Here is a 20,836-nt window from a genome sequence, read left to right as displayed (position 1 = left end):
AGCCCCAAGGATAGGTCAAGTGGGCTGCGCCTCAGGCGTGTTGAGACGTACGCCGGAGGGAACCTGCTGGGCCGTGGTAGCGCTGACCGCCACGTCCAGCTCCACGTCGGTGAGGTGAGGGAAGGCAGAGAGCCAGGCGAGGCCCTCGACGGGGTGGGGTGCGTCGAGGGAGAGCCGGGTGAGCCGCTCGGGCACGATGAGTTCCGTCAGGTCCTCGACGCGGTAGGCGCCGACGACCTTGATGACCGGCCAGCCGCCGATGGCGCGGAGGGCCCTGAGGTCGTCGGGGCCGTGCACGGGGACCATGGGCCGCAGGGACAGGTGCGTGAGGACCTCCCGTACGTAGAGCTCACGGTCGAAGACCGGCCAGGACGCGGCCAGGACCAGCTGGACCCTGTGGTCGGTGTGCCGGCGGAAGCGGGTCAGGTAGTGCAGCGCCGACGGGCTGCCGACCTTGGCGGCCACCAGGGGCACCAGGTACGCGAGCTCGCCGAGGGCCTCGTCGGGGCCGGGCAGCAGGTGGAGCACGAGGTCGCCGCCCACCTCGGCCAGGGCGAAGGCCTCGTGCTCCGTCCGTGGCGGGATCAGTGACCGTATGCCCTCCTCGACCAGCTGCCGCACGGCCGGCGCCACCTCCGCCGCGTACGGCAGCGCGGCGGCCGCGAGCAGCTTGCCGCGCGCCGTGCCGTCCGTGCCGGCTGACGGGTCGCTTGTCACGAGCCGCCGCAGCATCTGCTCCGCCTCCTTCGGCCGCGCGTGGGCGACGGCCAGCAGGATGACGTCCTCCCACTCGGTCCGGCCCGCGTTGTTCACGAGCAGGTCGAAGTCCAGCTCCTGCACGGCGAGGCGGGCGCCGAGGTAGTCCTGGAAGGTGCGGTGCAGGAAGTGGACCCGCCCCTCGGCCGGCTCCCGCAGCAGCCCCGACCGCAGGAGCAGCCAGCGGTAGACGTCCTCGCCGCCGCCGTCGAGGTTCATCGCGGGGGCGGCCTCCCCGAGGATCCGCACGGTGTCCGAACGGTCCATCTCCGAACGGCTGTTGCGGATCAGCCACCAGGCGAGCTTCTGGAGGAGCTGGATCTGGATGGCGAACGGGAGCCGTACGGCCATGACGTCCCGCTCGACGTCCCGCCGCTCGAGCAGCATCGTCAGCGCCGCCTCGTACAAGGACTTCCTGTCCTGCGGCAGGAAGCCGCGCCGCTCGCGGTGGAGCGCGCAGAGCATGCCGCACATCAGCGGGTTGGTGGCGAGCCGGTTCAGCTCGGACGCGGCCCGCACGGACTGGAGGAGGGCGGCCCCGACGGATTCGTCGGCGCCCGCCGCGCGGTGCCACCGCCGTACGAACGTGGCGACGTCGTCGCGGGCCATCGGCGAGAGCGTGAGCTCGGCGAAGCCGGTGGGGTCCAGCCACTTGTCGGGGACGGCGGAGGGGCGGGTCGTGACGAGGCACAGGTTGCCAGGGAAGTAACGGGTCAGCTCGCGCAGCCACCGCTTCGCGGCCTCGCGCCGGTCCTCGGAGATCTCGTCCATCCCGTCGATGAGCAGCACGCCGCGCCCCGCCCGCAGGACGCGCTCCACCCAGCCGGGCGGCTGCTCCCCGGCGACGAGGCACCCGACCGCGGTCAGGAACTCGCCGGGCATGGGGAGTTCGGAGCCCGGCCGCACGATCCGCCGCATCGGCAGCACGAACGGCACCCGCCCGATGAGGTGGGTGAGCCCGTGCTCGTACGTCCGGTCGGCCGCGGTGACGGCGAGCCACTGCACGAGGGTCGTCTTGCCGGACCCGGCGACGCCGCGCAGCAGCACGTGGTCGTGCTGGGCGAGCACGCGCTCGGCGGCCACCTGCGTCCCGCCCTCGCCGGGCCGCTCCCGGGTCGCCTCCAGGCTCAGGTACGCCGTGTCGAGGGGCCACTCGCTGGTCCCGGCGTAGACGTCGAGGCCGTAGATGGTGAGCGTGCCGTGCCGCGCGGTGATGTACGAGGCGTAGCGCTCCTCGAAGGCGGCGTCCTCGCGGGTCTGCGACGGCAGCCGTTCCAGGAGTACGTCGACGGCCGCGACGAGCCGCGCGAGCTGCTGACTCTGCGAGGTCTGCTGACGGGCGATGTAAGTGGAGCGCTGCGTGAAGAAGTTCAGGATGTGGAGGGAGGCGGTGTGGAGGAGCTGGTCGTAGAACAGTTCGGCGTCGCGGCTGAGGGCGAAGGTCGTGACGGTCACGGCCGACTCCGAGCGGAGCCTCCGCGCGAACTCCTCGGGGCCGAGGGCGACCGCCTCGTAATCCTCGATGGTGAAGGTGCCGAGGGCGGCGAGGGAGTACGTGAGCGCGCGCCTGACCGCGACGGCTTCGGCGGCGTCCACTGGCCGCTCGCCGGGTCCCGCGGCCTTCAGCGCCCTCCGCACGAGCTCGTCCGCGATCTTCTCGACGTCCTTGGGCGTGATGTCCCGCTTCTCGCCCCGGAACGACACGAGCCCGGATATCCGCACGGGCTTGGTGACGAGTGCCGCGCCCGGCTGGTCCTTGACGAAGAGCTTCTTCACGAGGGGAGCGACTGCGCTGGAGGCGAGGCGGGCGCCTAGGGCTGCGGGGTCGGCCATGGGTTGAGGGTAGGTCAACGGGGCGCCCCATACGCGTAGTTAAGGGCCGCCGAGTCGGCCGACCTCCGCCTGCTCGATACCGTCGATGGCTTCCTGGACGACCCGGGACAGGTCCTCCTCAGTGGGGATCAGCTCACGCTCCGCCGGGGCGAGCGTGGAGTAGGAGGTGACCGCCATGGGGTTGTTGCTGGCGTCGAGGGCGAGCTGGACGGCGGCCCTATTGTGACGCGCTCCGATGAGGAAGCCGATGGTCGCGTCGTCCCGTTCCGGTTCGCGCACCATCTGATCGACCACGCTCACGTAGAAGTTGAGCTTGCCGACGTGCTCGGGGCGCACGTCCTTCGTCTTGAGCTCGAAGACGAAGTAGCGGTGGAGTTTGAGGTGATAGAAGAGGAGGTCGATACGGAACTCGTCGCCCCCGATGAGGACGGGGTACTGGCGCCCCACGAAGGCGAAGCCGACACCGAGCTCCGTAAGAAACCGGATCATCCCGTCGACGATGGCGGTCTCCAGTTCACGCTCGGCGTGATGCTTGTCGAGTCCGAGGAAGTCGAGGCGGTACGGGTCCCGGACGAGCTCCTTGAGCGCGTCGGAGCCGTCCGGCACGGTCGCCGCGAAGTTGTTGGCGGCGGCGCCCTGGGTGAGATGCAGCCCCTGGTGGATGAAGCGGTCCAACAGCGCGCGGGACCAGCCGTTGCGGACGGCCTGGGCGGCGTAGAAGTCCAGCTCCGACGGGGTGTCCAGCTTGGTCATGAGGACGGTGATGTGTCCCCAGGGCAATTGTGCAACGGGCTGTTGCACAATTGGCCCCGGCCACGTGCGGGCCATCTTCTGCATGTACATCAGGTTGCGTCGAGAGAACCCGCGCTGGTTATGGAAGGCCGCCTTCAGATCAGCGGCCAGGCGGGTGACGACCTTTGCGCCCCATCCCTCCTGTGCCTGCCGATCAAGAATGAGATGCCCGATTTCCCAGTACAGCTGGATCAGCTCGGTGTTGACCGCCCGTTGGGCGCGGAGCTGTGCGCCGGATACGGCTCCCTTGATCTCGCTGAGGAGCTCCCCGTACCAGGAGGGCAGGTCGTTCTGCTGGGCAGGGATCTCTGCTCTGGCCTCGGTGTTCTTGCTCATGGCGCCGACGATCGCGCAGAGCACCTTGGCCCGGGGGCGATTGGAGTCACGTCACCCGAACGGTGCGGTCGGACGAGGTGAGGGCGCGTATCAGGGCGGCGAAGGCGACGGAGCTGGTGGTGAGCGTGGTGGTCGGGGCGTCGCTTTCTTGGAGGTGGATCCGGCCGGTGGGGTGGGCGGCCACGTAGACGCAGTTCGCCTGGTCGCCGCTGAAGGAGGACTTCTGCCAGTCGAGAGTGTTCATGCTTGTCCCGGCGGTCAGCGGGTGCCGACTGGCGTGGTCGTGCAGGTGGTGAGGGCGTGCATGAGGTTGGCCAGGGCTTCGGGGGTGGTGGTGAGGATCGTGGCGGGGCTGTCACTCTCGCGGAGGTGGACAGTGCCGTCGGGGGTGGCGGCCAGGTAGACACAGTTGGTGCCTGCCGCTTCGCTGAAGGAGGACTTCTGCCAGTTGAGGTCAGACATTGCTGCTTCCTTGGTACGTGTAGAGAAGGTGCTGGAGAAGAACGCAGGAGTCACGCCCGACATGGGCTTCGGGCGGGTGGTCTGCGACAACAGGGGGCAGCGCGTGCTTGCTCAGGTTGTCGAACGTGTTCGTGTACTGGGTGATGGACGCCTGGTCGCTCAGCATGAGCTGTGCTGAGGGATGCTCGACAGCCACGGTCTCCAGTCCCGGTGTCCCCGGGTGCACGATGGAGAACGATGCGCTGATCCATGGGGCGGCACCGGCATCGAAAGGGCGTACGTGGATGGTCAAGTTCGGCAGTCGGGCCGCCGTCAGCAGGTGACTGAGTTGCTCCCGCATGATGCGGCTACTGCCGACCACCACACGCAGGGCGGCTTCGTGGATGACGACATGCAGATGCGTCGGCTGTGACGAGGTGAGGATGCGCTGGCGGTCCAGGCGGAAGCGGACGAGGGTGTCCACGTCGTCCGGCGTGGCATCTGTGAGGGAATCGCGGAACAGGGCACGCATGTATGCCTCGGTCTGGAGCAGCCCAGGGACGACAAGCGTTTCGTACCCGGCAATGGAGGTGGCGTGGCTCTCCAACTCGGCCAGGTCAAGCGCCCGTTCGTGCAGGGACTTGCGGTAACCGGACCACCAGCCCTTTCCGTTGCTCTCCGACATGCGCACGAGTTCATCCACATACGGGGCACTCGTGTTCCCGTACTTGCAGACGAGATCGCGAAGGCGCTCAGTGGAGATTCCGGTCCTGCCGGCTTCGATGTGGGTCAGCTGGGGGCGCCCCATGCCGATCATTGCCGCCGCTTCAATGAGGTTGAGCCCCGCGTTCTCACGTAGCTTCCGGAGCTCGACGCCGAGGCGTCTCTGGCGCTCGGTGATGTGCAGCCGTAGTGCCAAGGCTGGTCCTCCCGGGGGTTCGGGCTCAGTTTGCCCCCTCAGGGGTGAAGGTTCCACCGATTGAGGCAAGAAGGTTGCACTAGTAGCACCTCGCTCCCTACGTTGAGTGAGGCGACGCTCACGCAACCATGCCGGAAGCCTCGCTGTCGACGCATTCCCCCGCCACACCCGCCCGCCCACAGAAGCGCACCGCCCGATCCAACCTCCCGTGCCGGACGGGGGATTGCTCGCGAGGGGCGGTAGGCCACTGCGGTCGGGCCACGTGGGGCCGGTCATCCACCAGTCGAAGCAGCGATCCGATCCCAACGCCATGGAGGCGTCTCATGGGCGTACCCGCGCATGACCTCACGTCGGACGGGCACGAGCCCGAACCACCTTCACCCCCCGAGACCTACACCCTCTTCACCCCCGGCAACGCCCACTCCGCCAAGATCTGCCGCGACTTCGTACGACGCACCCTGGAAACCCTCGGCCTCGGCCACCTCGGGGACACCGCCGCCCTCTGCACCTCCGAACTGGTGACCAACGTGCACCAGCACACGAAGAGCGACGTCCACCTGAGGGCTGCCGTCGCCGCCACCCACGTACGCATCGCCGTGTACGACGGCGGCGACCGACTGCCCTCGCCCCGCAAGCCCGATGCGGAGGAGGAGGGCGGGCGTGGACTGTTCCTCGTGACCGCGCTGTCGGACGTGTGCGGGGTGACGCCGACGGAGGCGGGGAAGGGCGTGTGGTTTCAGCTCAATCGATGACCGGGGTGTAGGCGTCCACCGTGATGTGCGCTGGGAGGGCGTCGAGGCCCGTGACATGTGGGGCGGGAGCCCGTAGCGACGTCAGGGACGGGAGCAGTCGTGCCAACCGGGCCAGGTCGACCGTCACTTCGTCGGGGTGGACGGTCACCAGGAGGCGTGTGACCCCGGGAAAGATGCGCGCGACGTGGGCCACCGCGGCATCCCAGTCGCCCTGGGGGTTCAGGATTACCTCGCGGACACCGGGCAGGCGCAACACGGGCGACGCGTGGAGGGTGCTGTCGGACGGCAGCGTCAGCTTGGTGAGGCGGGGCAGGCGTGTCAGGGTCTCCCAGAGCGCGGCGGAGTCCGGGGCACAGCTGTTGCCGAAGATGACCCGCTCCAGGCCCGGCCAGCGGTCCAGGCTCTCCATGTCCCGCACGTGGTCTCCGCTGTCCAGGATGCCGAGCGTGTGCAGCGGCGCCTCGGCGGGGAAGTGAGTGAGGCTCCACGGCTCCCTGATGTCCCAGAGGCGCAGATCCTTCACCGCACGCAGAGCGCCGGCCCCCTCGCCGGTGAGTCTGTGAGGGGAGATGCGCAGCACGAGATAGGGCGGAGTGGTGACAGAGAGGAGATGGGACGCGGCTGCGGGGGAGACGGACCGGCGGATGTCGAGGGCGTGCGGGCGAAGGCCCAGGCGCTCCACCTCCGCTGCCTGTTCGTCGTTCCGGACGGTGAAGGTCGTGCGTCCGTCGAGGAGGTGGCTGATGACCTGCTCCGCATAGGGGCGGCATTCGTAGCGCCCCCACCCCCACATGAGTTGGCTGCGGACGCCCAACGACGGGTGGCGTGCCAAGCGCGCGAGGAAGGGAACCGCGGTGTCCGAAGCAATGTGTGTCGCGGTGATGGCGACGCGTCTGGCGGTCTCGTCGTCCAGGCCGTCAGGGCCGGGCAGCAGGCCCAGAACCATGGGCCCGACCGCCGCGAGGTCACGGGCCTCCTGCGCGCTGCGCGGCGGAATCAGCGCCGCCGTCCGCCGCTCCACCTCCTCCCGCACCGCCGGCGCCAGCTCCGCCGCGTGTTCCAGGCAGGCCGCGGCCAGGAGATGGACACGCGTCCGGGCCCCTTCTTCCGGGAGCCCGTCCCCGTACGACAGCAAGTCACCCAGCAGTTCGGCCCGTTCGCGCGGCCGCGCCTGCGCCACCGCCATCCGGATGACGTCCTCCCACTGGTCGTCGACGGCACGCTGAGCGAGCACTCCGAAGTCCCCCTCGTCGACCGCCGCCCGCGCCCCCAGGAAGTCCTGGAAGGTGCGGTGGGCGAACTCGACCGTGTCGGGGCCCGGCTCGCGGAGCAGGCCGCTGCGGTGCAGGAAGTGGGTGTAGACGGTGTGGGCGTCGCCGAGCGGGGCCAGCTCCGGAACCGCCGGCAGCGCGTCCGCGATGATGGACTCCGCGCGCGAACGGTCCATGACCGTACGGCCGTTGCGGATCAGCCAGTACGCGAGCCGTTGCAGGAGTTGCAGCTGCGGCTCCTCCCGCAACTCCGGGACCGCCATGTGGCGTTCGCGGTCCCGGCGTACCAGCAGCATGGAGAGCGCTGCCGTGTACAGATCCTTGCGGCCCAGGGGCAGGAAGCCCCGCCTGTCCCTGTGCAGGGCGCAGATCAGCCCGCACATGAGTGGGTTCGTGGCCAGCCGGCCCAGGTCCGGTTTCGACCGGACCGCTTCCAGGAGCTGGCTCTCGTACGCGGCGAGCGCGGCGTCCTCCTCGGGCGCACCCGTGGACGCGGCCGCGTGCCACCGCTCGATGAACGCCGCCACCTCCGCCTTCCGCATCGCGGAGAGCGTCAGTTCCGTGAAGCCCTCCCCGGTGAGCCAGTCCTCTCGTACGGCGGAGGGCCGCGACGTCACCAGCCAGCGGTTGCCGGGGAACGCGTCGATGAGGTCGCTCAGCCAGGCCCGAGTCCGGGCGCGTTCCGCCTCCGGAACCTCGTCGATGCCGTCGATCAGAACCAGGGCACGGCCCGCCGTCAGGACACGCGCCTCCCACCCCTTCGGCTGCGTGCCCGCGAGCGGACAGCCCACCGAGGCGAGGAAGTCGGCGGGCGCGGGCAGGCGCTCGCCGTGGCGGGTGAGGGTGCGCAGGGGGAGGACGTAGGGGACGCGGTCGTCCAGGTACGCCATGGTGTCCGAGGCGGAAGCCACGTCGCCGCGCGTCGCGCTCACCGCCAGCCACTGCACCAGCGTCGTCTTGCCCGAACCCGCCTCACCCCGGAGGAGGACCCGGTCGTGGGCGGCGAGTGCCTGGTCCGCGGGGAGCGGAGGCGTGCGCTCGACGATCTCCACCTCTTCCGCGTGGTACTCCGCTCCCGACTGGTAGTGGGCCGTCGCCACGCGCCCGGGCGGCTCCGCCTCCAGCGACATGTACGCCGCGTCGAGCGGCCACTTCCCCGGGGAGCCCGCCAGGTCGATGCCGTAGATCGTCAGCTTGCCGTGCTTCTTCGCGACGTACGCGAGATAGCGCCGCTCGAAGGCGACGTCCTCCGAACCGCTGGCGATGGGGTTGCGGGCGATCAGCTCGTCGACCTTCGCGATCAACTCGTCCTGCGCCCGGCTCTGCGCGACCAGCGTCGCCGCCACGAACGTGGAGCGCTGCGTGAAGAACTGCAGGATGTGCAGGCACGCCCACTCGGTGACCGTGTCGAGGTAGCGGGAGGCGTCCGCGGAGAGCCGGGGGTCCGGTGCCGAGCGGACGAGCTTGCGGGCCAGCTTCTCGTGGCCCAGGCGGACCGCCTGCACGTCGTCCATGTCGAGCTCGCCGAGGGAGAGAAGTGTTCGGGTCAGGGCCTGCGCGACCGCTCCGGTCTCGTCCCCCGGGAAGGGGCGTTCGCCCGGCGAGGACAGCGACGCCGCCACGAGCCGCTCCGCGAGCCGCCCCACGTCCCGCCGGGACAGCGTGCGCTTCTCGCCCTTGAACGACACCAGCGAGGACAGCCGTACGGGCTTGTCGACCAGGCCCGCGCCCGGGCCCTCCTGCACGAAGAGCTTCTTGATCAGGGGGGTTACGGCGCTCGATGCCAGGCGGGTGCCTATGACCGCGGGATCCATGGGCGTGAGCGTAGTGGGGGTCACATTCGCGGCGGGGTGGATCCGGCGGGCCGGTGACATGACGCACAGGCGTTTTGCCCGGTACTACGCGGAATAGTGGTGGCGGCCGGGCCGGAGCTCGGGACCTTCGGCCCGCAACCTCCGGGACGTATGCCGCATCGGCGGCCGTCGGGCCGGGAGCCGGACGGGGTAAGGCCCGGCTGCCCGTCTCGTGTGCGGTTAAACCCGTCCGGGGGGAGAAATTCTCACCGCCTAGCAGTGGGGGAAATGTCCGGATTTCGGGGTGTCAAGAGGGCTAAATACCGGCGTCCAGCTACGGCATTACGTAGTAGATGGGGTGTTTGAGCCCTGACCGGGGTGGGGGTTACCAAGGGATGGCCGACCCGGCGAAGCGCGGCTTGTGGGTGACTCACCCGCTCCCCGCCTGCCGGGTCTCCTCATGCCCCCCTCAGTCGGCACCACTCAGTCGGCACTGCTCAGCCAGAACCGCTCAGTCGGCACCGCCGACGCACTCCGGAGGACATCCACATGCTCAAGCGCACCAAGTCCCACCGCCCCGCCCCGTCGATGTTCCGTACGCGTGCGGCAGTCATCGCCGTCGGCATCGGAGCCTCGGCGGCCCTCGGGGCCGGGGTCTCGGTCGCCGCCGGGGACGCCAAGGGCGGCGCGCTGCCCGGCGTCGCCGTGAACTCCGTCCAGAAGCAGGCCACCGCCCAGGCCAAGGCCGCCGAGAAGGCGAAGCAGGCGCAGGCGAAGAAGGCCGCCGACGCCAAGAAGGCCGCGGCCGCGAAGGCCGCCGCCTGGGTCGACCCGGTCAACAACTACACGCTCTCCGCCAGCTTCGGCCTCGGCGGCAACATGTGGTCCCAGAAGCACTCCGGCCAGGACTTCGCCGTGCCGGTCGGCACCGCGGTCGAGTCCGTGCACGGCGGCACCGTCGTCAAGGCGGGCCCGAACGGCGCCGGTGACGGCCCCGCGTACGGCAACGCCATTGTGATCAAGCACAGCAACGGCACGTACTCCCAGTACGCGCACCTCTCGCAGGTCGACGTCCGGGTGGGCCAGACCGTCGGCACCGGCCAGCGCATCGCCCTCTCCGGCAACACCGGCAACTCCAGCGGTCCGCACCTGCACTTCGAGATCCGTACGACCCCGAACTACGGCTCGGCCGTCGACCCGGTCCGCTTCCTCGGCTCGGTGGGCGTGAAGGTCTGACCCGACCGCCGGGCACGCGCGGGCGCGGCTACGGGCTACGCGCCCGTGTGCGCCCGCGTCACCAGATCGATGGCGACCTCGAGGATGGCCCTGCGCTTCTCCTCGGGGTCGCCTTCGACGTCCTTGAGCACGAACATCCCGCCGTGCATGGTGAACAGTGCGCTGAAGCACCGCACCTGGTCCGTCATCGGCGCCTGCGGGTCCTTGAGGATCTCGTAGAGCGCCAGCATGCGGTCCTTGAAGCTCTCGCCCGTCTTCAGGTCGCGCATCGTCGCCTGGTTCTCCTGCATGAAGCGGAAGAGCGGCGCCGCGTCGACGAGGATGTCGCTGTAGCGGCGCAGGGTCGTCTGCTTGGTCTCCAGGGAGGCCGGCCGCGGCTGCTCGTGGCCCCAGGCGATCAGTTCGTCGATGGGCCTCGTGAGGTCATCGAAGATGCTGGTCAGGATGTCTTCCTTGGTCTTGAAGTGGTAGTACAGCGCCGCCTTCGTGACCTCCAGACGCTCCGCGATCTCGCGGAGTGACGTCTTCTCGTAACCCTGCTCGGCGAAGAGTTCGAGGGCCACGTCCTGGATGCGCTGGCGGGTGTTCCCGCGGCGCGGCTGCTTGCCCGTGCCAGTGCCTGTACCCGTACCCGTGCTCATCGGGGTGCTCCTCGACCTCATGCAACGTGTGAAACGTGTGCCACAAAACTTACTTGACGACCGGCTAGTGAGGGGTCTACCTTCCCTCAGTGTAGTCAACTAGCCGGGCGGCAAGTAAGTGGGCCGACCGTGTGGGGAGTGGGGAACATGGCGGAGAAGACCATCGAAAAATCCGGGCCGGTGGCCGGTCCGGAGACGGAGCAGGTGGCCCCGCCGCCCGCCGGGACCGGGACCGCCGGGGCGAGGACCGCCAAGGCCGAACCGCAGCCGCGCAGCGTACGCGTCGTGCTGTTCGCCCTGATGATCACGATGCTGCTCGCCATGCTCGACAACATGATCGTCGGCCCCGCGATGCCGACCATCGTCGGCGACCTCGGCGGCATGGAGCACCTGTCGTGGGTCGTCACCTCCTACACCCTGGCCACCGCCGCCTCCACCCCCATCTGGGGCAAGCTCGGCGACATGTACGGGCGCAAGGGCGCCTTCCTCACCGCCATAGTCATCTTCCTCGCCGGCTCCGTGCTGAGCGGCATGGCGCAGAGCATGGGACAGCTCATCGGCTTCCGTGCGATCCAGGGGCTCGGCGCGGGCGGTCTGATGGTCGGCGTCATGGCGATCATCGGTGACCTCGTGCCGCCGCGGGACCGCGGCAAGTACATGGGCATGATGACCGGCGTCATGGCGGTCGCGATGATCGGCGGCCCGCTGGTCGGCGGCTCCATCACCGACAACTTCGGCTGGCGCTGGGCCTTCTACATCAACCTGCCGCTCGGCGCCGTCGCCCTCGCCATGGTCACCAGCGTCCTGCACCTGCCCAAGAAGAAGGCGGAGGGCCGCATCGACTACCTCGGCGCGGCGCTGCTCACCGTCGGCATCAGCGCGCTCGTGCTCGTCACCACCTGGGGCGGTACGGAGTACGCCTGGGACTCGGCCGTGATCATGGAGCTCATCGGCATCGGCGTCGCCTCGCTGATCGGCTTCCTCTTCGTACAGAAGAAGGCCGCCGAACCGGTCATGCCGCTGCACATCTTCGCCAACCGCAACTTCTCGCTGATGGCCGTGATCGGCTTCATCACCGGCTTCGTGATGTTCGGCGCGATGCTGTTCCTGCCGCTCTTCCAGCAGTCGGTGCAGGGCGCGTCGGCGACCAACTCCGGTCTGCTGCTGCTCCCGATGCTGCTCTCGATGATGGCCGTCTCGATGGTCGCGGGCCGGGTCACCACCGCCACCGGCAAGTACCGGATCTTCCCGATCGCCGGCACCGTCCTGATGCTCACCGGCTTCTACCTGCTCGCACAGATGGACACCGGCACCTCGCGCCTCACCTCCGGCCTCTACATGGCCGTGCTCGGCGCCGGCATGGGCTTCCTGATGCAGATCACCATGCTGGTCGCGCAGAACAGCGTCGAGATGAAGGACATGGGCGTCGCCTCGTCCTCGGCCACGCTCTTCCGCACGCTCGGCTCGTCCTTCGGCGTCGCCATCATGGGCGCGATCTTCAACAACCGGGTCCAGGACGTGATGGACGACCGCGCCGGAGCGCTGGGCGGCAAGGTCACCGAGACGTCGGCCCAGCTGGACGCGGCGAGCCTCGCCAAGCTGCCGGAGGCCGTGCAGGACGCCTACCAGCACGCGGTGTCGTCCGGTACGCACTCGGCGTTCCTGCTGGGCGCCGCCATCAGCGTCGTGGCGCTGGTCGCGTCGTTCTTCGTGAAGGAGATCCCGCTGCGGGGCTCGGGCCCCGAGGACAGGCCGGCCGTGATCGCGGAGTAGCCCGAGCAGGTCCGCGTTCCGATCGCGCAGAGCGGCCCCCGGCAGCGATACGTTGCCGGGGGCAATGCCGCGAAAGGAACAAGGATGACATCACAGGGCAAAGGCGCCGCGGGAGATGTGCGAACGGACGAAGACGCCTACAGCGCCGCCTTCGACCTGTTCCTCGCCGGAACGGACCAGAAGACCCGTACCCAGGAGTACCTCGCCCAAGTGGCCGGTCGACTGGCCACGCGTCGGGTGTTCCTGGACGTGGGCCCGGCCGAAGGCACCATCACCCGGCACATCGGCCGCCTCTTCGAACGTACGGTGTGCATCGAGCCGAGCCGCCCCATGCGCGACGCACTCGCCCATACGTTCCCCGAAGCCCGCGTACTGGCCGAACCGCTGCTCGAGGCGGACCCCGGCGTCACCGTCGACCTGGCCCTGCTCTCCCACGTGCTGTACTACGTCCCCCGCCCGCAGTGGACCGCCGCCGTGCTGCGCGTCATGGGCTGGATCGCCCCGGGCGGCCTGCTCCTGGTGCTCATGGAGAAGTCGGACAGCAGCTGCATGCGCATGGTGCGGCACTTCACCGGCAGCTCTTTCGACCTCCGCGAGCTCGCGGACGAACTCGCCACCGCTCCGCCCGACCTGGTCGGCGACGTCCGGCTGGACACCGTCCCCGCCCGGTACCGCACCCAGGACCTGAACGAGGCCGTCACCGTCGCCGACTTCCACCTCGGCGTCCCCTCGACCGGGCCCGGCGGAGGCACACCACCGAGCCGCGAGGCGCTGGAGGAATACGTACGGGCTCACTTCCACGACCCCGACGGCGGCTACACCATCAGCAACGACCAGCACGCGCTGCGGGTCGAACGCCCGCGGGAGGGCCGGGACGGCGCCTGAGCGGGCCCGGCGGGCGCACACCGCCGATCGGGTGACGCGGCGCGGGCGGAGACCGGGCACGGGTCCTACGGTGAAGGACATGGGACCTGAACTGTGGGCGACCGTGCAGGCGATGCCCGGTGTGCACGAGGCCCCGGAGCTGGAGGCGGCCGGCTGGGACGGGCTCACCTTCGGGGACTCCCAGTGCCTGATGGGAGATCCCTACGTCGCCCTGACCGCGGCGGCCCTGAAGACCAGCCGCATCCGTCTGGGAGTCGGTGTCACCAATCCCTGGACGCGGCACCCCGCCGTGACCGCCGCCGCCGTGATGTCCGCGCACATGGAGTCCGGGCGGCGCGTGGCCCTCGGCATCGGCCGGGGAGACAGCTCCCTCAGCCGGCTGGGCCTGGCCCCCGTCCCTCTCCCGCAGCTCATCTCGTACACCACGGCCGTGCGGACCTACCTCCGAGGCGGCCCGGTGTCCGTGACCACGGCACGCCGTGGGGCGCCCCAGGTCTTCCAGGACCGGCTGGTGCCGCTCCCGGACGACAGCCGTCTCACGTGGCTCGCCCGCGCCCCCGAGGGCGCGGCGCCGGAGGTGTTCCTCGCCGCCTCAGGCCCGCGGACCATCCGGGCCGCGGCCTCGACGGCCGACGTGACGGCCCTGTCCGTGGGGGCCGACCGCGACCGGCTGCGGGAGGCGGCCGACACCGCCCGCGAGACGCGGGCCGACGTGCGGCTGGCCGCTTTCGTCCATGTCGTCGTCGACGACGACATCGACAGGGCCCGCGCCATGGCGACCGACGGCATCGCCCATTTCGCCCGGTTCTCGCACCGCGGCTCGCCGGAACCGAATCAGCGGTTCCTCGACTCCTTCGCCGTCCTGGGACCGGCCGACTACTGCCGGGACCGGCTCCTCGAACTCGCCGACGTCGGGCTCGAACGCTTCCACATCGTCACCGGCTGCTCCGGGGAGTACCGGAAACGCTCGTACCGGGCGTTCATCCGGCAGGTCGCCCCCGCCCTGCGGGAGCACCGCCGCGTCCGGTGATCCGGTGGGACGGGCTCAGAGGTTGTCCGGCAGCTTGAGTACCGGATAGCTCCCCGTGTTCGTCGGCGCGTGCTCCGGCAGCCACAGCACGGCGACCGCGCCCTCGGCCGGCACCTCGGGCGCCGCGCCCGCGGGGCGTACGTTGCGGAAGGTGAGCCGCGCGCCGAGCACCCGCGCCTGGCCCGCAGCGATCGTCAGGCCGAGACCGTGCCCGTGGCCCGCCCGGTCGGCGCTGCCCGTGCGGAAGCGGCTCGGCCCCTCGTCCAGGAGCGCCTCGGGGAAGCCGGGCCCGTGGTCGCGCACGCGGACGACGCGGCCCTCGACGCTGACCTCGATGGGCGGCTTGCCGTGCTTGGTGGCGTTGGCGACGAGGTTGCCGAGGATGCGCTCCAGGCGGCGCGGGTCGGTGGTGACCTCCGACTCGTGCACCACCGTCACCGTCACGTCGGTGGTCAGGACCGCCATGCGCCGGGTCACGAACTGGCCGAGGGTGATGTCCTGGAGCTCGGCCCGCTCGGCGGCGGAGTCCAGGCGCGCCACTTCGAGGACGTCCTCGACGAGCGTACGCATCGCCTGCGCGCGGTCCCTGACCAGCTCGCTCGGCCGGCCCGGCGGCAGCAGCTCGGCGGCCGTGAGCAGCCCGGTCACCGGCGTGCGCAGCTCGTGCGCGATGTCGGCGGTCACCCGGCGCTCGGCCTCCAGGCGCTGCTTGAGCGCGTCGGCCATGGCGTCCACGGCGCTCGCCACGTCGTCGGTCTCGTCCTTCACGACACCGCCGATCGCCTCCCGGACGCTCACGTCCGAGTGCCCCTGCGCGACCTCGCTCGCCGCCGTCGCCGCCTTGCGCAGCCGCCGCGACAGCTGCCCGCCGATCAGCACGCCGAGCGCGCAGCCGCCGAAGACGACCGCGATGGAGCCGATGACGAGGGCCTGGTCGAGGTCCTTCATGACGGTGGCGCTGCGGTCGGTGAAGCGGGAGTGCAGGGAGAGTACGTGCCCGTCGGCGAGCGGCACGGCGGCCCAGATGTCGGGCACGCCGTCGGTCTTCTCCTCGACGAAGGTGGCGCGGCGGCCCTTGAGGACCTTCTGCCGCAGCTCCTCGGGCAGCTCCGGGTCGTCGACCTTGGTGCCGAACTGGAGCGTCTGCCGCTGGGACGCGGAGGAATAGAGGCGCAGGGCGAACTGGATGCGCTCGTCCTGCACGTCGCGCGCGTTGTCGAGCATCGAGACGCGCGCGGCGTTGTGCACGACCAGGCTGAGGGCGATCGCGACGAGCGCGCCGACCAGCGCGATGGCCGCGGCGATCTTCCAGCGGACGCCCGTACGGAACTGCACCCCCGGCCGGAACCGCAGCCCCGACCGGAACCTCTCGCGGACACGCCCGACGGCCCTGCGCCCCCCGTTCATATGCGTCGTCCCCTGAGTGCCGTGAATACCGCGGTGAATACCGAACGTGCCGTGCGTCCGCTGATCGTCGTCACGCCTTGAGCTTGTAACCGAAGCCGCGGACCGTCTCGATGCGGTCCTGGCCGACCTTCGTGCGCAGCCGCTGTACGTGGACGTCGACGACGCGGGTGTCGCCGCCCCAGCCGTAGTCCCACACCCGCTCCAGGAGCTTGTCGCGGGAGAGGACCGTGCCGGGCGCGGACGAGAACTCCAGGAGCAGCCGCATCTCGGTCGGCGTCAGGCCCACGGGCGCGCCGCCCCTGCGTACCTCCATGCCGACCGTGTCGATCTCCAGATCGCCGAAGTTCAGCACCCCGCCGTCCGTCCCGGACCCCTCGTCCTGGCCGGAGGAGGCCGAGCCGTGCCCGCCGGCGTGCCCGAAGCGGCGCAGGACGGCGCGGATGCGGGCGACCAGGACGGCGCCGTCGAACGGCTTGGTCACGTAGTCGTCGGCGCCCGCCTCCAGGCCCAGCACGACGTCGATGGAGTCGGCGCGCGCCGACAGCATGATCACCGGGACCGTGGACTCGTCGCGGATGCGGCGGCACAGCGAGACGCCGTCCAGGCCGGGCACCATCACGTCGAGCAGCGCGATGTCCGGCTGGTCGGCGCGGAACGCCTCCAGGCCCGCGAGCCCGTCCGGCATGGCGGTCACCGCGAAGCCGTCGCGCTCCAGGGCGAGCTGGGTGGCCTCACGGATGACGTCGTCGTCCTCGACGAACAGGACGTGGGTCTGCTCTGCCATCGGATGCTCTCAGTCCTTTTCGCTGCGTCGGTGTGCCGGTGCGTCGGGCGTCGGCCGGTGCGTGTCAGTCCGTGGACGGCGTGGGTTCGCCGTCCACCGCGTTGCCGAAGTCGTTGCGGGTGCGCCCCGACTCCGTGAAGCGATTCGCGGACCAGCGGTACGTGATCACTTCCTCGCCGGAGGGATAGGCCACCGAGTCGCCCGACTCGTACAGCTGCTTCGTCACGACCAGGTCGCCGCGGTCGATCTCCGCGTAGACGGAGGCCGGCTCCTCAGCCTTGAAGACATTCTCGTACCGACCGCCCTCGGCGCGATACACGTAACTGCCGATGCCGACCGCGTCACCGCACGTCAGCACGTTCACGACAACATCGGAGGCGGTTCCTCCGGTCAGGTTCCCGTACGACACGTCGACCGGGTAGGCCTTCCCCACGCACGGCTTCAGATCGCGCTTGATCGCCGGGCTGACCTTCGGGTCCTCCTTGACGAGCCGGACCGCGTCGATCTTCTTCGTCGGCACGGACGCGGAGGCCGATGGGGACGGCGCCGTGGACACCACGGGCTCGCTGCGGGCCGGGCCCTCGTCGCGCGCGCCGGATCCGCCCGTCGAACAGGCGGAGAGCAAAAGGCCGAGGGCGGCGACCGCGGCCGCCGCCGCGCTCACCGCCTGCACGTTTCTTCCGACCCGAGGGCCTAGGCCGCGCAACTCTCCCGCTCCTCACGTTCGAGCGCGCTGGCGACCAGCTCCTCGCGGTCCCGGCTCTCCAGCTCCTGCCGGAGCCGGGCGAGGGCCCGGTGCAGCGTGCTCTTGACCGTTCCGGCCGACATACCGAGGGCGGCGGCCGTCTCCTCTGTGGACATCTGCTCCCAGTGTCGCAGCACGACCACGCTGCGCTGCTTGGGTGCGAGGACCTTCATGATGTCCATCAGCAGCGCGCGGTCCGCGTGCTGCTCGGTGGAGTCTTCCACGCTCGCGTCGGGCAGCTGCTCGGTGGGCACTTCCTCGAGCTTGCGCGCCCGCCACCACTCCGTACGGGTGTTGATCATGACGCGGCGCAGATAGGCGTCCGCGAGCCGCTTGTCGGCTATGCCGTCCCAGCGGCCGTACGTCCGCACGAGCGCGGTCTGCAGCAGGTCCTGGGCGTCCACGGGGTCCGGAACCAGGCGCCGGGCACTGCGCAGCAGGGCATCCTGCCGAGTGCGGACGTACTCTTCGAACTCGAGCACCTCGCCGTGCGCCATACCAAACCGCCTCCGTTCCATCCCCATTGCCGACCGCTGTCCCTGCTCTGCGGTACGGCTATGAAGTTACGGAGGCGTTGTCACGGGGTTGTGCGGAGCAGCCAGCGGCGGACGCACGGCTGTACGTCGGTTGTGTAACAGACGTAAGCCCGGGGTAAATACCTACGTTTCGTAGGGGCCCGGGTGCTCTCCGCCATCGAGTCGTCAGGTCAGTCGTCAGGTCAGCGGAAGCCGGTACCGGCCGCCGGGGAGCGGCTCGACGAGACCGTCCGCGACCAGCCCGTCAAGGGCACGGGCCCGCTGCACGGGCTCGTCCCACACCCGGTCGAGCGCCGACTGAGGCACGGGCGTCACGGCCTCGCGGAGCACGGCGAGCAGCTTGCCCCGCACCTGACGGTCCGTCCCCGCGTACGTCTGACCGCGGCGGGCGGGACCCTCGTGCGCGGGCTTCCCCGCCACGCGCCAGGCGCACTGCGCGGCGATCGGGCACGCCCCGCAGTTCTCGTTCTTCGCCGTGCAGACCAGGGCGCCCAGCTCCATGGAGGCGGCCGCCCAGCGGGACGCGGTGCGCTCGTCCTCGGGCAGCAGGGCGCGGGCGAGCTTGCGCTCGGCGGCGGTCGTCGCGTTCGGCGGGTACTGCACGCCGGTCACGGCCCGTGCGAAGACCCGGCGCACGTTCGTGTCGAGCACGGCATGCCGCTGCCCGTACGCGAACGAGGCGACGGCGGCCGCGGTGTACTCCCCGATGCCGGGCAGCGCGAGCAGCTGCGCGTGCTGCGTGGGTACGTCGCCGTTGTGCCGCTCCGTTATGGCGAGGGCCGCGCCGTGCAGCCGCAGGGCGCGCCGCGGATAGCCGAGCCGCCCCCAGGCGCGCACGGCCTCACCCGGCGGCTCCTTGGCGAGGTCGGCGGGCCGGGGCCAGCGGGCCAGCCACTGCTCGTACACGGGCAGGACGCGGCTGACGGGCGTCTGCTGGAGCATGAACTCGCTGACCATCACGCCCCACGGCCCGGCGTCCGCACGACGCCACGGCAGATCGCGGGCGTGCGTGTCGAACCAGGCGATGACGGGGCTGTGCAGGGCCTCACCCGCGGGCTCGGAAAGACCCGCGGACGCGGCCGCGGACCCGCTGAGGGCACTGTCGGAACTGTTCGGCATGGGCTTCGTGGGCGCAGTCATGGCACACCGATCCTGCCACGCCCACACCGGCCGACGGGACAACCGGGCGGGGGGCAGCGGGAGATTTGTGGGGGTGGACGGCGCACCTGACGATCGGCAGGGGCGCCGGGCCGGGGACGGTCGGTAGCGTCGGGGGAGTGGAGAGACGTACCGGGGACGCGCTGCTGTGGGTGGCGATGGTCATACCCGTCGTGTCGGTCGACCGGCTGGGGCTCAACGAACCCCGGTCCGCCGCGCAGCAGCTCACCGGCCTGGCCGTGCTCGCCGGCGCCGTCGCCGTCTCGCGGGCCCGGCCCCTGCCCGCCTTCCTCCTCTCCGCCGCCCTCGGTCTGCTCACCGCCCCGTCCCTCTTCACCCTCTCCTTCGGCCCGGCCCTCGCCGTCTTCGCCCTGCTCCTCGGCCGCCGCGCCGACCACGCCCGCCCGGCCCTGCTCGCCTTCGCGGCCATCGTCCTCGTCGGCACGGCCAAGATCGCCGCACGTGATGTCGACCCGGTCGTCGAGTGGCTCGTGCTCACGGCGACGGTGCTCTTCGGTGCGGTCTTCCCCTGGCTCGCGGGCCGCTACTGGCGTCAGGGCCGCGAGCTCGCCGCCGCCGGCTGGGCCCGCGCCGACCAGCTGGAGCGCGAGCAGCGCATCGTCGCCGACCGCGCCCGGCTGCGCGAACGGGCCCGCATCGCCCAGGACATGCACGACTCCCTGGGCCACGAGCTGAGCCTGATCGCCGTACGAGCGGGCGCCCTCCAGGTCGCCCCCGACCTGCCCGACCCGCACCGCGCGGCCGCCGCCGACCTCCGCGCGGCCGCCTCGCAGGCCACGGACCGGCTGCACGCCATCATCGGCCTGCTCCGTGAGGAGGGCGACGAACAGGCGCCGCTGGCCCCGGCGGGCGAGAGCGTCGCGGCACTCGTCGCGCGCGCCACGGAGTCGGGCCTGAACATCACCTACGTAGACGACACTTACGCAGGCGACGACTACGTAGACGACGAAAACCGTGACGCCGCGCCGGTGCGCCGCAGCATGACCGACGGCACCGTCCACCGCGTCGTCCAGGAGGCCCTCACCAACGCGGCCAAGCACGCGCCGGGCGCCCCCGTCACCGTCACCGTGGCGCGCGACAGCTCCGCCACGACGACGGTCACCGTCACGAACGGCCGCCCGCCCGAAGGGGGTTCAGCAGCCCCGGGCGATCTCTCCGGAGGCGGCTCCGGCCTCCGCGCCCTCCACGCCCGCGTCACGGACCTGGGCGGCACGCTCGACGCGGGCCCGCACGGCCCCGGCTTCCGAGTCACCGCCCGCCTGCCGGCCGGGAAAGGCGCCCCCGCGCCGCTACCCCCCGCAGGCGGCCGCCTCGCCCACGCCCGGCACCGCACCGCCCTGGCCTTCGGCACCGCCGTCACCACGGGCGTACTGCTCGTCGGCGGCACCTTCGCCTGGTACGCGTACTCCCGCACGCACTCCGTCCTCGACCCCGCCGACTACGCGCGCCTGCGCATCGGCGAGACCCGGGCCGAGGCCGACCGCGTACTGCCGGACCGGACGGTCACCGACCCCCCGCTGGAGCGCGCGCCGACCCCACCGCCCGCGGGCGCCGACTGCGCGTACTACCGGGGGAGCGGCGAACTCTTCACCGCCGTGCCGCACTTCAGGATCTGCTTCGCCGAGAACAACCGCATCGTGGACAAGACCGTCATCCCCACGGCGAGCGAGGCGGACGACAACGAGGAACAGAGGGAGCAGCCGCGGTGAACGAAGAGCGATCGGTGG

Annotated in this window: 18 protein-coding genes; 6 read left to right on the top strand and 12 right to left on the bottom strand. The window is 70.8% G+C overall.

Translation table 11 applies throughout. From position 1 onward, the window contains the following. Nucleotides 1–15 precede the first annotated feature (15 nt). From ACI2L3_RS04085 to ACI2L3_RS04065, 5 genes are read right to left on the bottom strand one after another with little or no spacing between them, the layout of a single operon-like run. Nucleotides 16–2,589, bottom strand: a complete 2,574-nt coding sequence (locus tag ACI2L3_RS04085; protein WP_404750748.1) for an NACHT domain-containing protein — start codon at nt 2,587–2,589, stop codon at nt 16–18. Nucleotides 2,590–2,628: 39 nt separating this feature from the next. Continuing rightward, nucleotides 2,629–3,717 (bottom strand): YhcG family protein, encoded by a 1,089-nt coding sequence (locus ACI2L3_RS04080; protein WP_404750747.1) that lies wholly within the window; start codon nt 3,715–3,717, stop codon nt 2,629–2,631. Nucleotides 3,718–3,763: 46 nt separating this feature from the next. After that, nucleotides 3,764–3,961 (bottom strand): DUF397 domain-containing protein, encoded by a 198-nt coding sequence (locus tag ACI2L3_RS04075; protein ID WP_404750746.1) that lies wholly within the window; start codon nt 3,959–3,961, stop codon nt 3,764–3,766. Between the two features lie 14 nt (nt 3,962–3,975). Beyond that, nucleotides 3,976–4,179, bottom strand: coding sequence for a DUF397 domain-containing protein (locus ACI2L3_RS04070; RefSeq protein WP_404750745.1), 204 nt, complete (start codon nt 4,177–4,179; stop codon nt 3,976–3,978). Continuing rightward, nucleotides 4,172–5,077, bottom strand: a complete 906-nt coding sequence (locus tag ACI2L3_RS04065) for a helix-turn-helix domain-containing protein (protein WP_404750744.1) — start codon at nt 5,075–5,077, stop codon at nt 4,172–4,174. The genes ACI2L3_RS04070 and ACI2L3_RS04065 overlap by 8 nt, the downstream gene beginning before the upstream one ends. 323 nt (nt 5,078–5,400) lie before the next feature. On the opposite strand from ACI2L3_RS04065, the gene ACI2L3_RS04060 reads away from it, so the two are divergent. Next, nucleotides 5,401–5,829 carry an ATP-binding protein gene (locus tag ACI2L3_RS04060; protein ID WP_404750743.1) on the top strand — a complete coding sequence of 143 codons (429 nt, stop codon included), beginning with the start codon at nt 5,401–5,403 and terminating at the stop codon, nt 5,827–5,829. Here ACI2L3_RS04060 and ACI2L3_RS04055 read toward each other — a convergent pair. Further along, nucleotides 5,819–8,914: an NACHT domain-containing protein gene (locus ACI2L3_RS04055; protein WP_404750742.1), complete on the bottom strand. Its 3,096-nt coding sequence runs from the start codon at nt 8,912–8,914 to the stop codon at nt 5,819–5,821. The two genes, ACI2L3_RS04060 and ACI2L3_RS04055, sit on opposite strands and share 11 nt — an antisense overlap. 528 nt (nt 8,915–9,442) lie before the next feature. Between ACI2L3_RS04055 and ACI2L3_RS04050 the strand changes: the two genes are divergently transcribed. Further along, the gene (locus tag ACI2L3_RS04050) at nt 9,443–10,129 is read left to right on the top strand and encodes a M23 family metallopeptidase (RefSeq protein ID WP_404750741.1); all 687 of its coding nucleotides are present in this window, start codon (nt 9,443–9,445) and stop codon (nt 10,127–10,129) included. A gap of 35 nt (nt 10,130–10,164) precedes the next feature. Here ACI2L3_RS04050 and ACI2L3_RS04045 read toward each other — a convergent pair whose 3' ends face one another. Beyond that, a complete protein-coding gene (locus ACI2L3_RS04045; RefSeq protein WP_404750740.1) occupies nt 10,165–10,770 on the bottom strand; it encodes a TetR/AcrR family transcriptional regulator in 606 nt (201 codons plus the stop codon). A 147-nt stretch (nt 10,771–10,917) separates the two neighbouring features. Between ACI2L3_RS04045 and ACI2L3_RS04040 the strand changes: the two genes are divergently transcribed. The 3 genes from ACI2L3_RS04040 to ACI2L3_RS04030 all read left to right on the top strand — a co-directional run bounded on the left by ACI2L3_RS04040 (nt 10,918) and on the right by ACI2L3_RS04030 (nt 14,458). Then, a complete protein-coding gene (locus ACI2L3_RS04040) occupies nt 10,918–12,543 on the top strand; it encodes an MDR family MFS transporter (RefSeq protein ID WP_404750739.1) in 1,626 nt (541 codons plus the stop codon). 117 nt (nt 12,544–12,660) lie between these two features. Continuing rightward, on the top strand, nt 12,661–13,428 hold the full coding sequence (locus tag ACI2L3_RS04035) for a class I SAM-dependent methyltransferase (protein WP_404750738.1): 768 nt from the start codon (nt 12,661–12,663) through the stop codon (nt 13,426–13,428). 79 nt (nt 13,429–13,507) lie between these two features. Beyond that, the gene (locus ACI2L3_RS04030; RefSeq protein ID WP_404750737.1) at nt 13,508–14,458 is read left to right on the top strand and encodes an LLM class flavin-dependent oxidoreductase; all 951 of its coding nucleotides are present in this window, start codon (nt 13,508–13,510) and stop codon (nt 14,456–14,458) included. Nucleotides 14,459–14,473: 15 nt separating this feature from the next. Here ACI2L3_RS04030 and cseC read toward each other — a convergent pair whose 3' ends face one another. From cseC to ACI2L3_RS04005, 5 genes are all read right to left on the bottom strand, one after another. Then, on the bottom strand, nt 14,474–15,865 hold the full coding sequence (cseC, locus tag ACI2L3_RS04025) for a two-component system sensor histidine kinase CseC (RefSeq protein WP_404750736.1): 1,392 nt from the start codon (nt 15,863–15,865) through the stop codon (nt 14,474–14,476). A gap of 70 nt (nt 15,866–15,935) precedes the next feature. After that, nucleotides 15,936–16,649 carry a two-component system response regulator CseB gene (gene cseB, locus ACI2L3_RS04020; protein ID WP_404750735.1) on the bottom strand — a complete coding sequence of 238 codons (714 nt, stop codon included), beginning with the start codon at nt 16,647–16,649 and terminating at the stop codon, nt 15,936–15,938. A gap of 64 nt (nt 16,650–16,713) precedes the next feature. Beyond that, nucleotides 16,714–17,322 (bottom strand): hypothetical protein, encoded by a 609-nt coding sequence (locus ACI2L3_RS04015; protein ID WP_404750734.1) that lies wholly within the window; start codon nt 17,320–17,322, stop codon nt 16,714–16,716. A gap of 20 nt (nt 17,323–17,342) precedes the next feature. After that, complete coding sequence (locus ACI2L3_RS04010; protein WP_362997146.1) at nt 17,343–17,891, bottom strand: SigE family RNA polymerase sigma factor; 549 nt, start codon at nt 17,889–17,891, stop codon at nt 17,343–17,345. 216 nt (nt 17,892–18,107) lie between these two features. Beyond that, on the bottom strand, nt 18,108–19,070 hold the full coding sequence (locus ACI2L3_RS04005) for an A/G-specific adenine glycosylase (protein ID WP_404750733.1): 963 nt from the start codon (nt 19,068–19,070) through the stop codon (nt 18,108–18,110). A 137-nt stretch (nt 19,071–19,207) separates the two neighbouring features. Between ACI2L3_RS04005 and ACI2L3_RS04000 the strand changes: the two genes are divergently transcribed. Beyond that, nucleotides 19,208–20,818, top strand: a complete 1,611-nt coding sequence (locus ACI2L3_RS04000) for a histidine kinase (protein WP_404750732.1) — start codon at nt 19,208–19,210, stop codon at nt 20,816–20,818. Nucleotides 20,819–20,836 lie beyond the last annotated feature (18 nt).

Source organism: Streptomyces sp. NPDC029674 (assembly GCF_044903205.1).
GTDB lineage: Bacteria > Actinomycetota > Actinomycetes > Streptomycetales > Streptomycetaceae > Streptomyces.
The sequence above is the reverse complement of the archived record's forward strand: the minus strand, read 5'-3'. Positions and strand labels throughout refer to the sequence as shown.

Excerpts from the sequence above, each read along its gene's own strand:
- ACI2L3_RS04085 (WP_404750748.1), bottom strand. The coding sequence starts at position 2,589 with ATGGCCGACCCCGCAGCCCTAGGCGCCCGCCTCGCCTCCAGCGCAGTC.
- ACI2L3_RS04080 (WP_404750747.1), bottom strand. The coding sequence starts at position 3,717 with ATGAGCAAGAACACCGAGGCCAGAGCAGAGATCCCTGCCCAGCAGAAC.
- ACI2L3_RS04075 (WP_404750746.1), bottom strand. The coding sequence starts at position 3,961 with ATGAACACTCTCGACTGGCAGAAGTCCTCCTTCAGCGGCGACCAGGCG.
- ACI2L3_RS04070 (WP_404750745.1), bottom strand. The coding sequence starts at position 4,179 with ATGTCTGACCTCAACTGGCAGAAGTCCTCCTTCAGCGAAGCGGCAGGC.
- ACI2L3_RS04060 (WP_404750743.1), top strand. The coding sequence starts at position 5,401 with ATGGGCGTACCCGCGCATGACCTCACGTCGGACGGGCACGAGCCCGAA.
- ACI2L3_RS04055 (WP_404750742.1), bottom strand. The coding sequence starts at position 8,914 with ATGGATCCCGCGGTCATAGGCACCCGCCTGGCATCGAGCGCCGTAACC.
- ACI2L3_RS04050 (WP_404750741.1), top strand. The coding sequence starts at position 9,443 with ATGCTCAAGCGCACCAAGTCCCACCGCCCCGCCCCGTCGATGTTCCGT.
- ACI2L3_RS04045 (WP_404750740.1), bottom strand. The coding sequence starts at position 10,770 with ATGAGCACGGGTACGGGTACAGGCACTGGCACGGGCAAGCAGCCGCGC.
- ACI2L3_RS04040 (WP_404750739.1), top strand. The coding sequence starts at position 10,918 with ATGGCGGAGAAGACCATCGAAAAATCCGGGCCGGTGGCCGGTCCGGAG.
- ACI2L3_RS04030 (WP_404750737.1), top strand. The coding sequence starts at position 13,508 with ATGGGACCTGAACTGTGGGCGACCGTGCAGGCGATGCCCGGTGTGCAC.
- cseC (WP_404750736.1), bottom strand. The coding sequence starts at position 15,865 with ATGAACGGGGGGCGCAGGGCCGTCGGGCGTGTCCGCGAGAGGTTCCGG.
- cseB (WP_404750735.1), bottom strand. The coding sequence starts at position 16,649 with ATGGCAGAGCAGACCCACGTCCTGTTCGTCGAGGACGACGACGTCATC.
- ACI2L3_RS04010 (WP_362997146.1), bottom strand. The coding sequence starts at position 17,891 with ATGGCGCACGGCGAGGTGCTCGAGTTCGAAGAGTACGTCCGCACTCGG.
- ACI2L3_RS04005 (WP_404750733.1), bottom strand. The coding sequence starts at position 19,070 with ATGACTGCGCCCACGAAGCCCATGCCGAACAGTTCCGACAGTGCCCTC.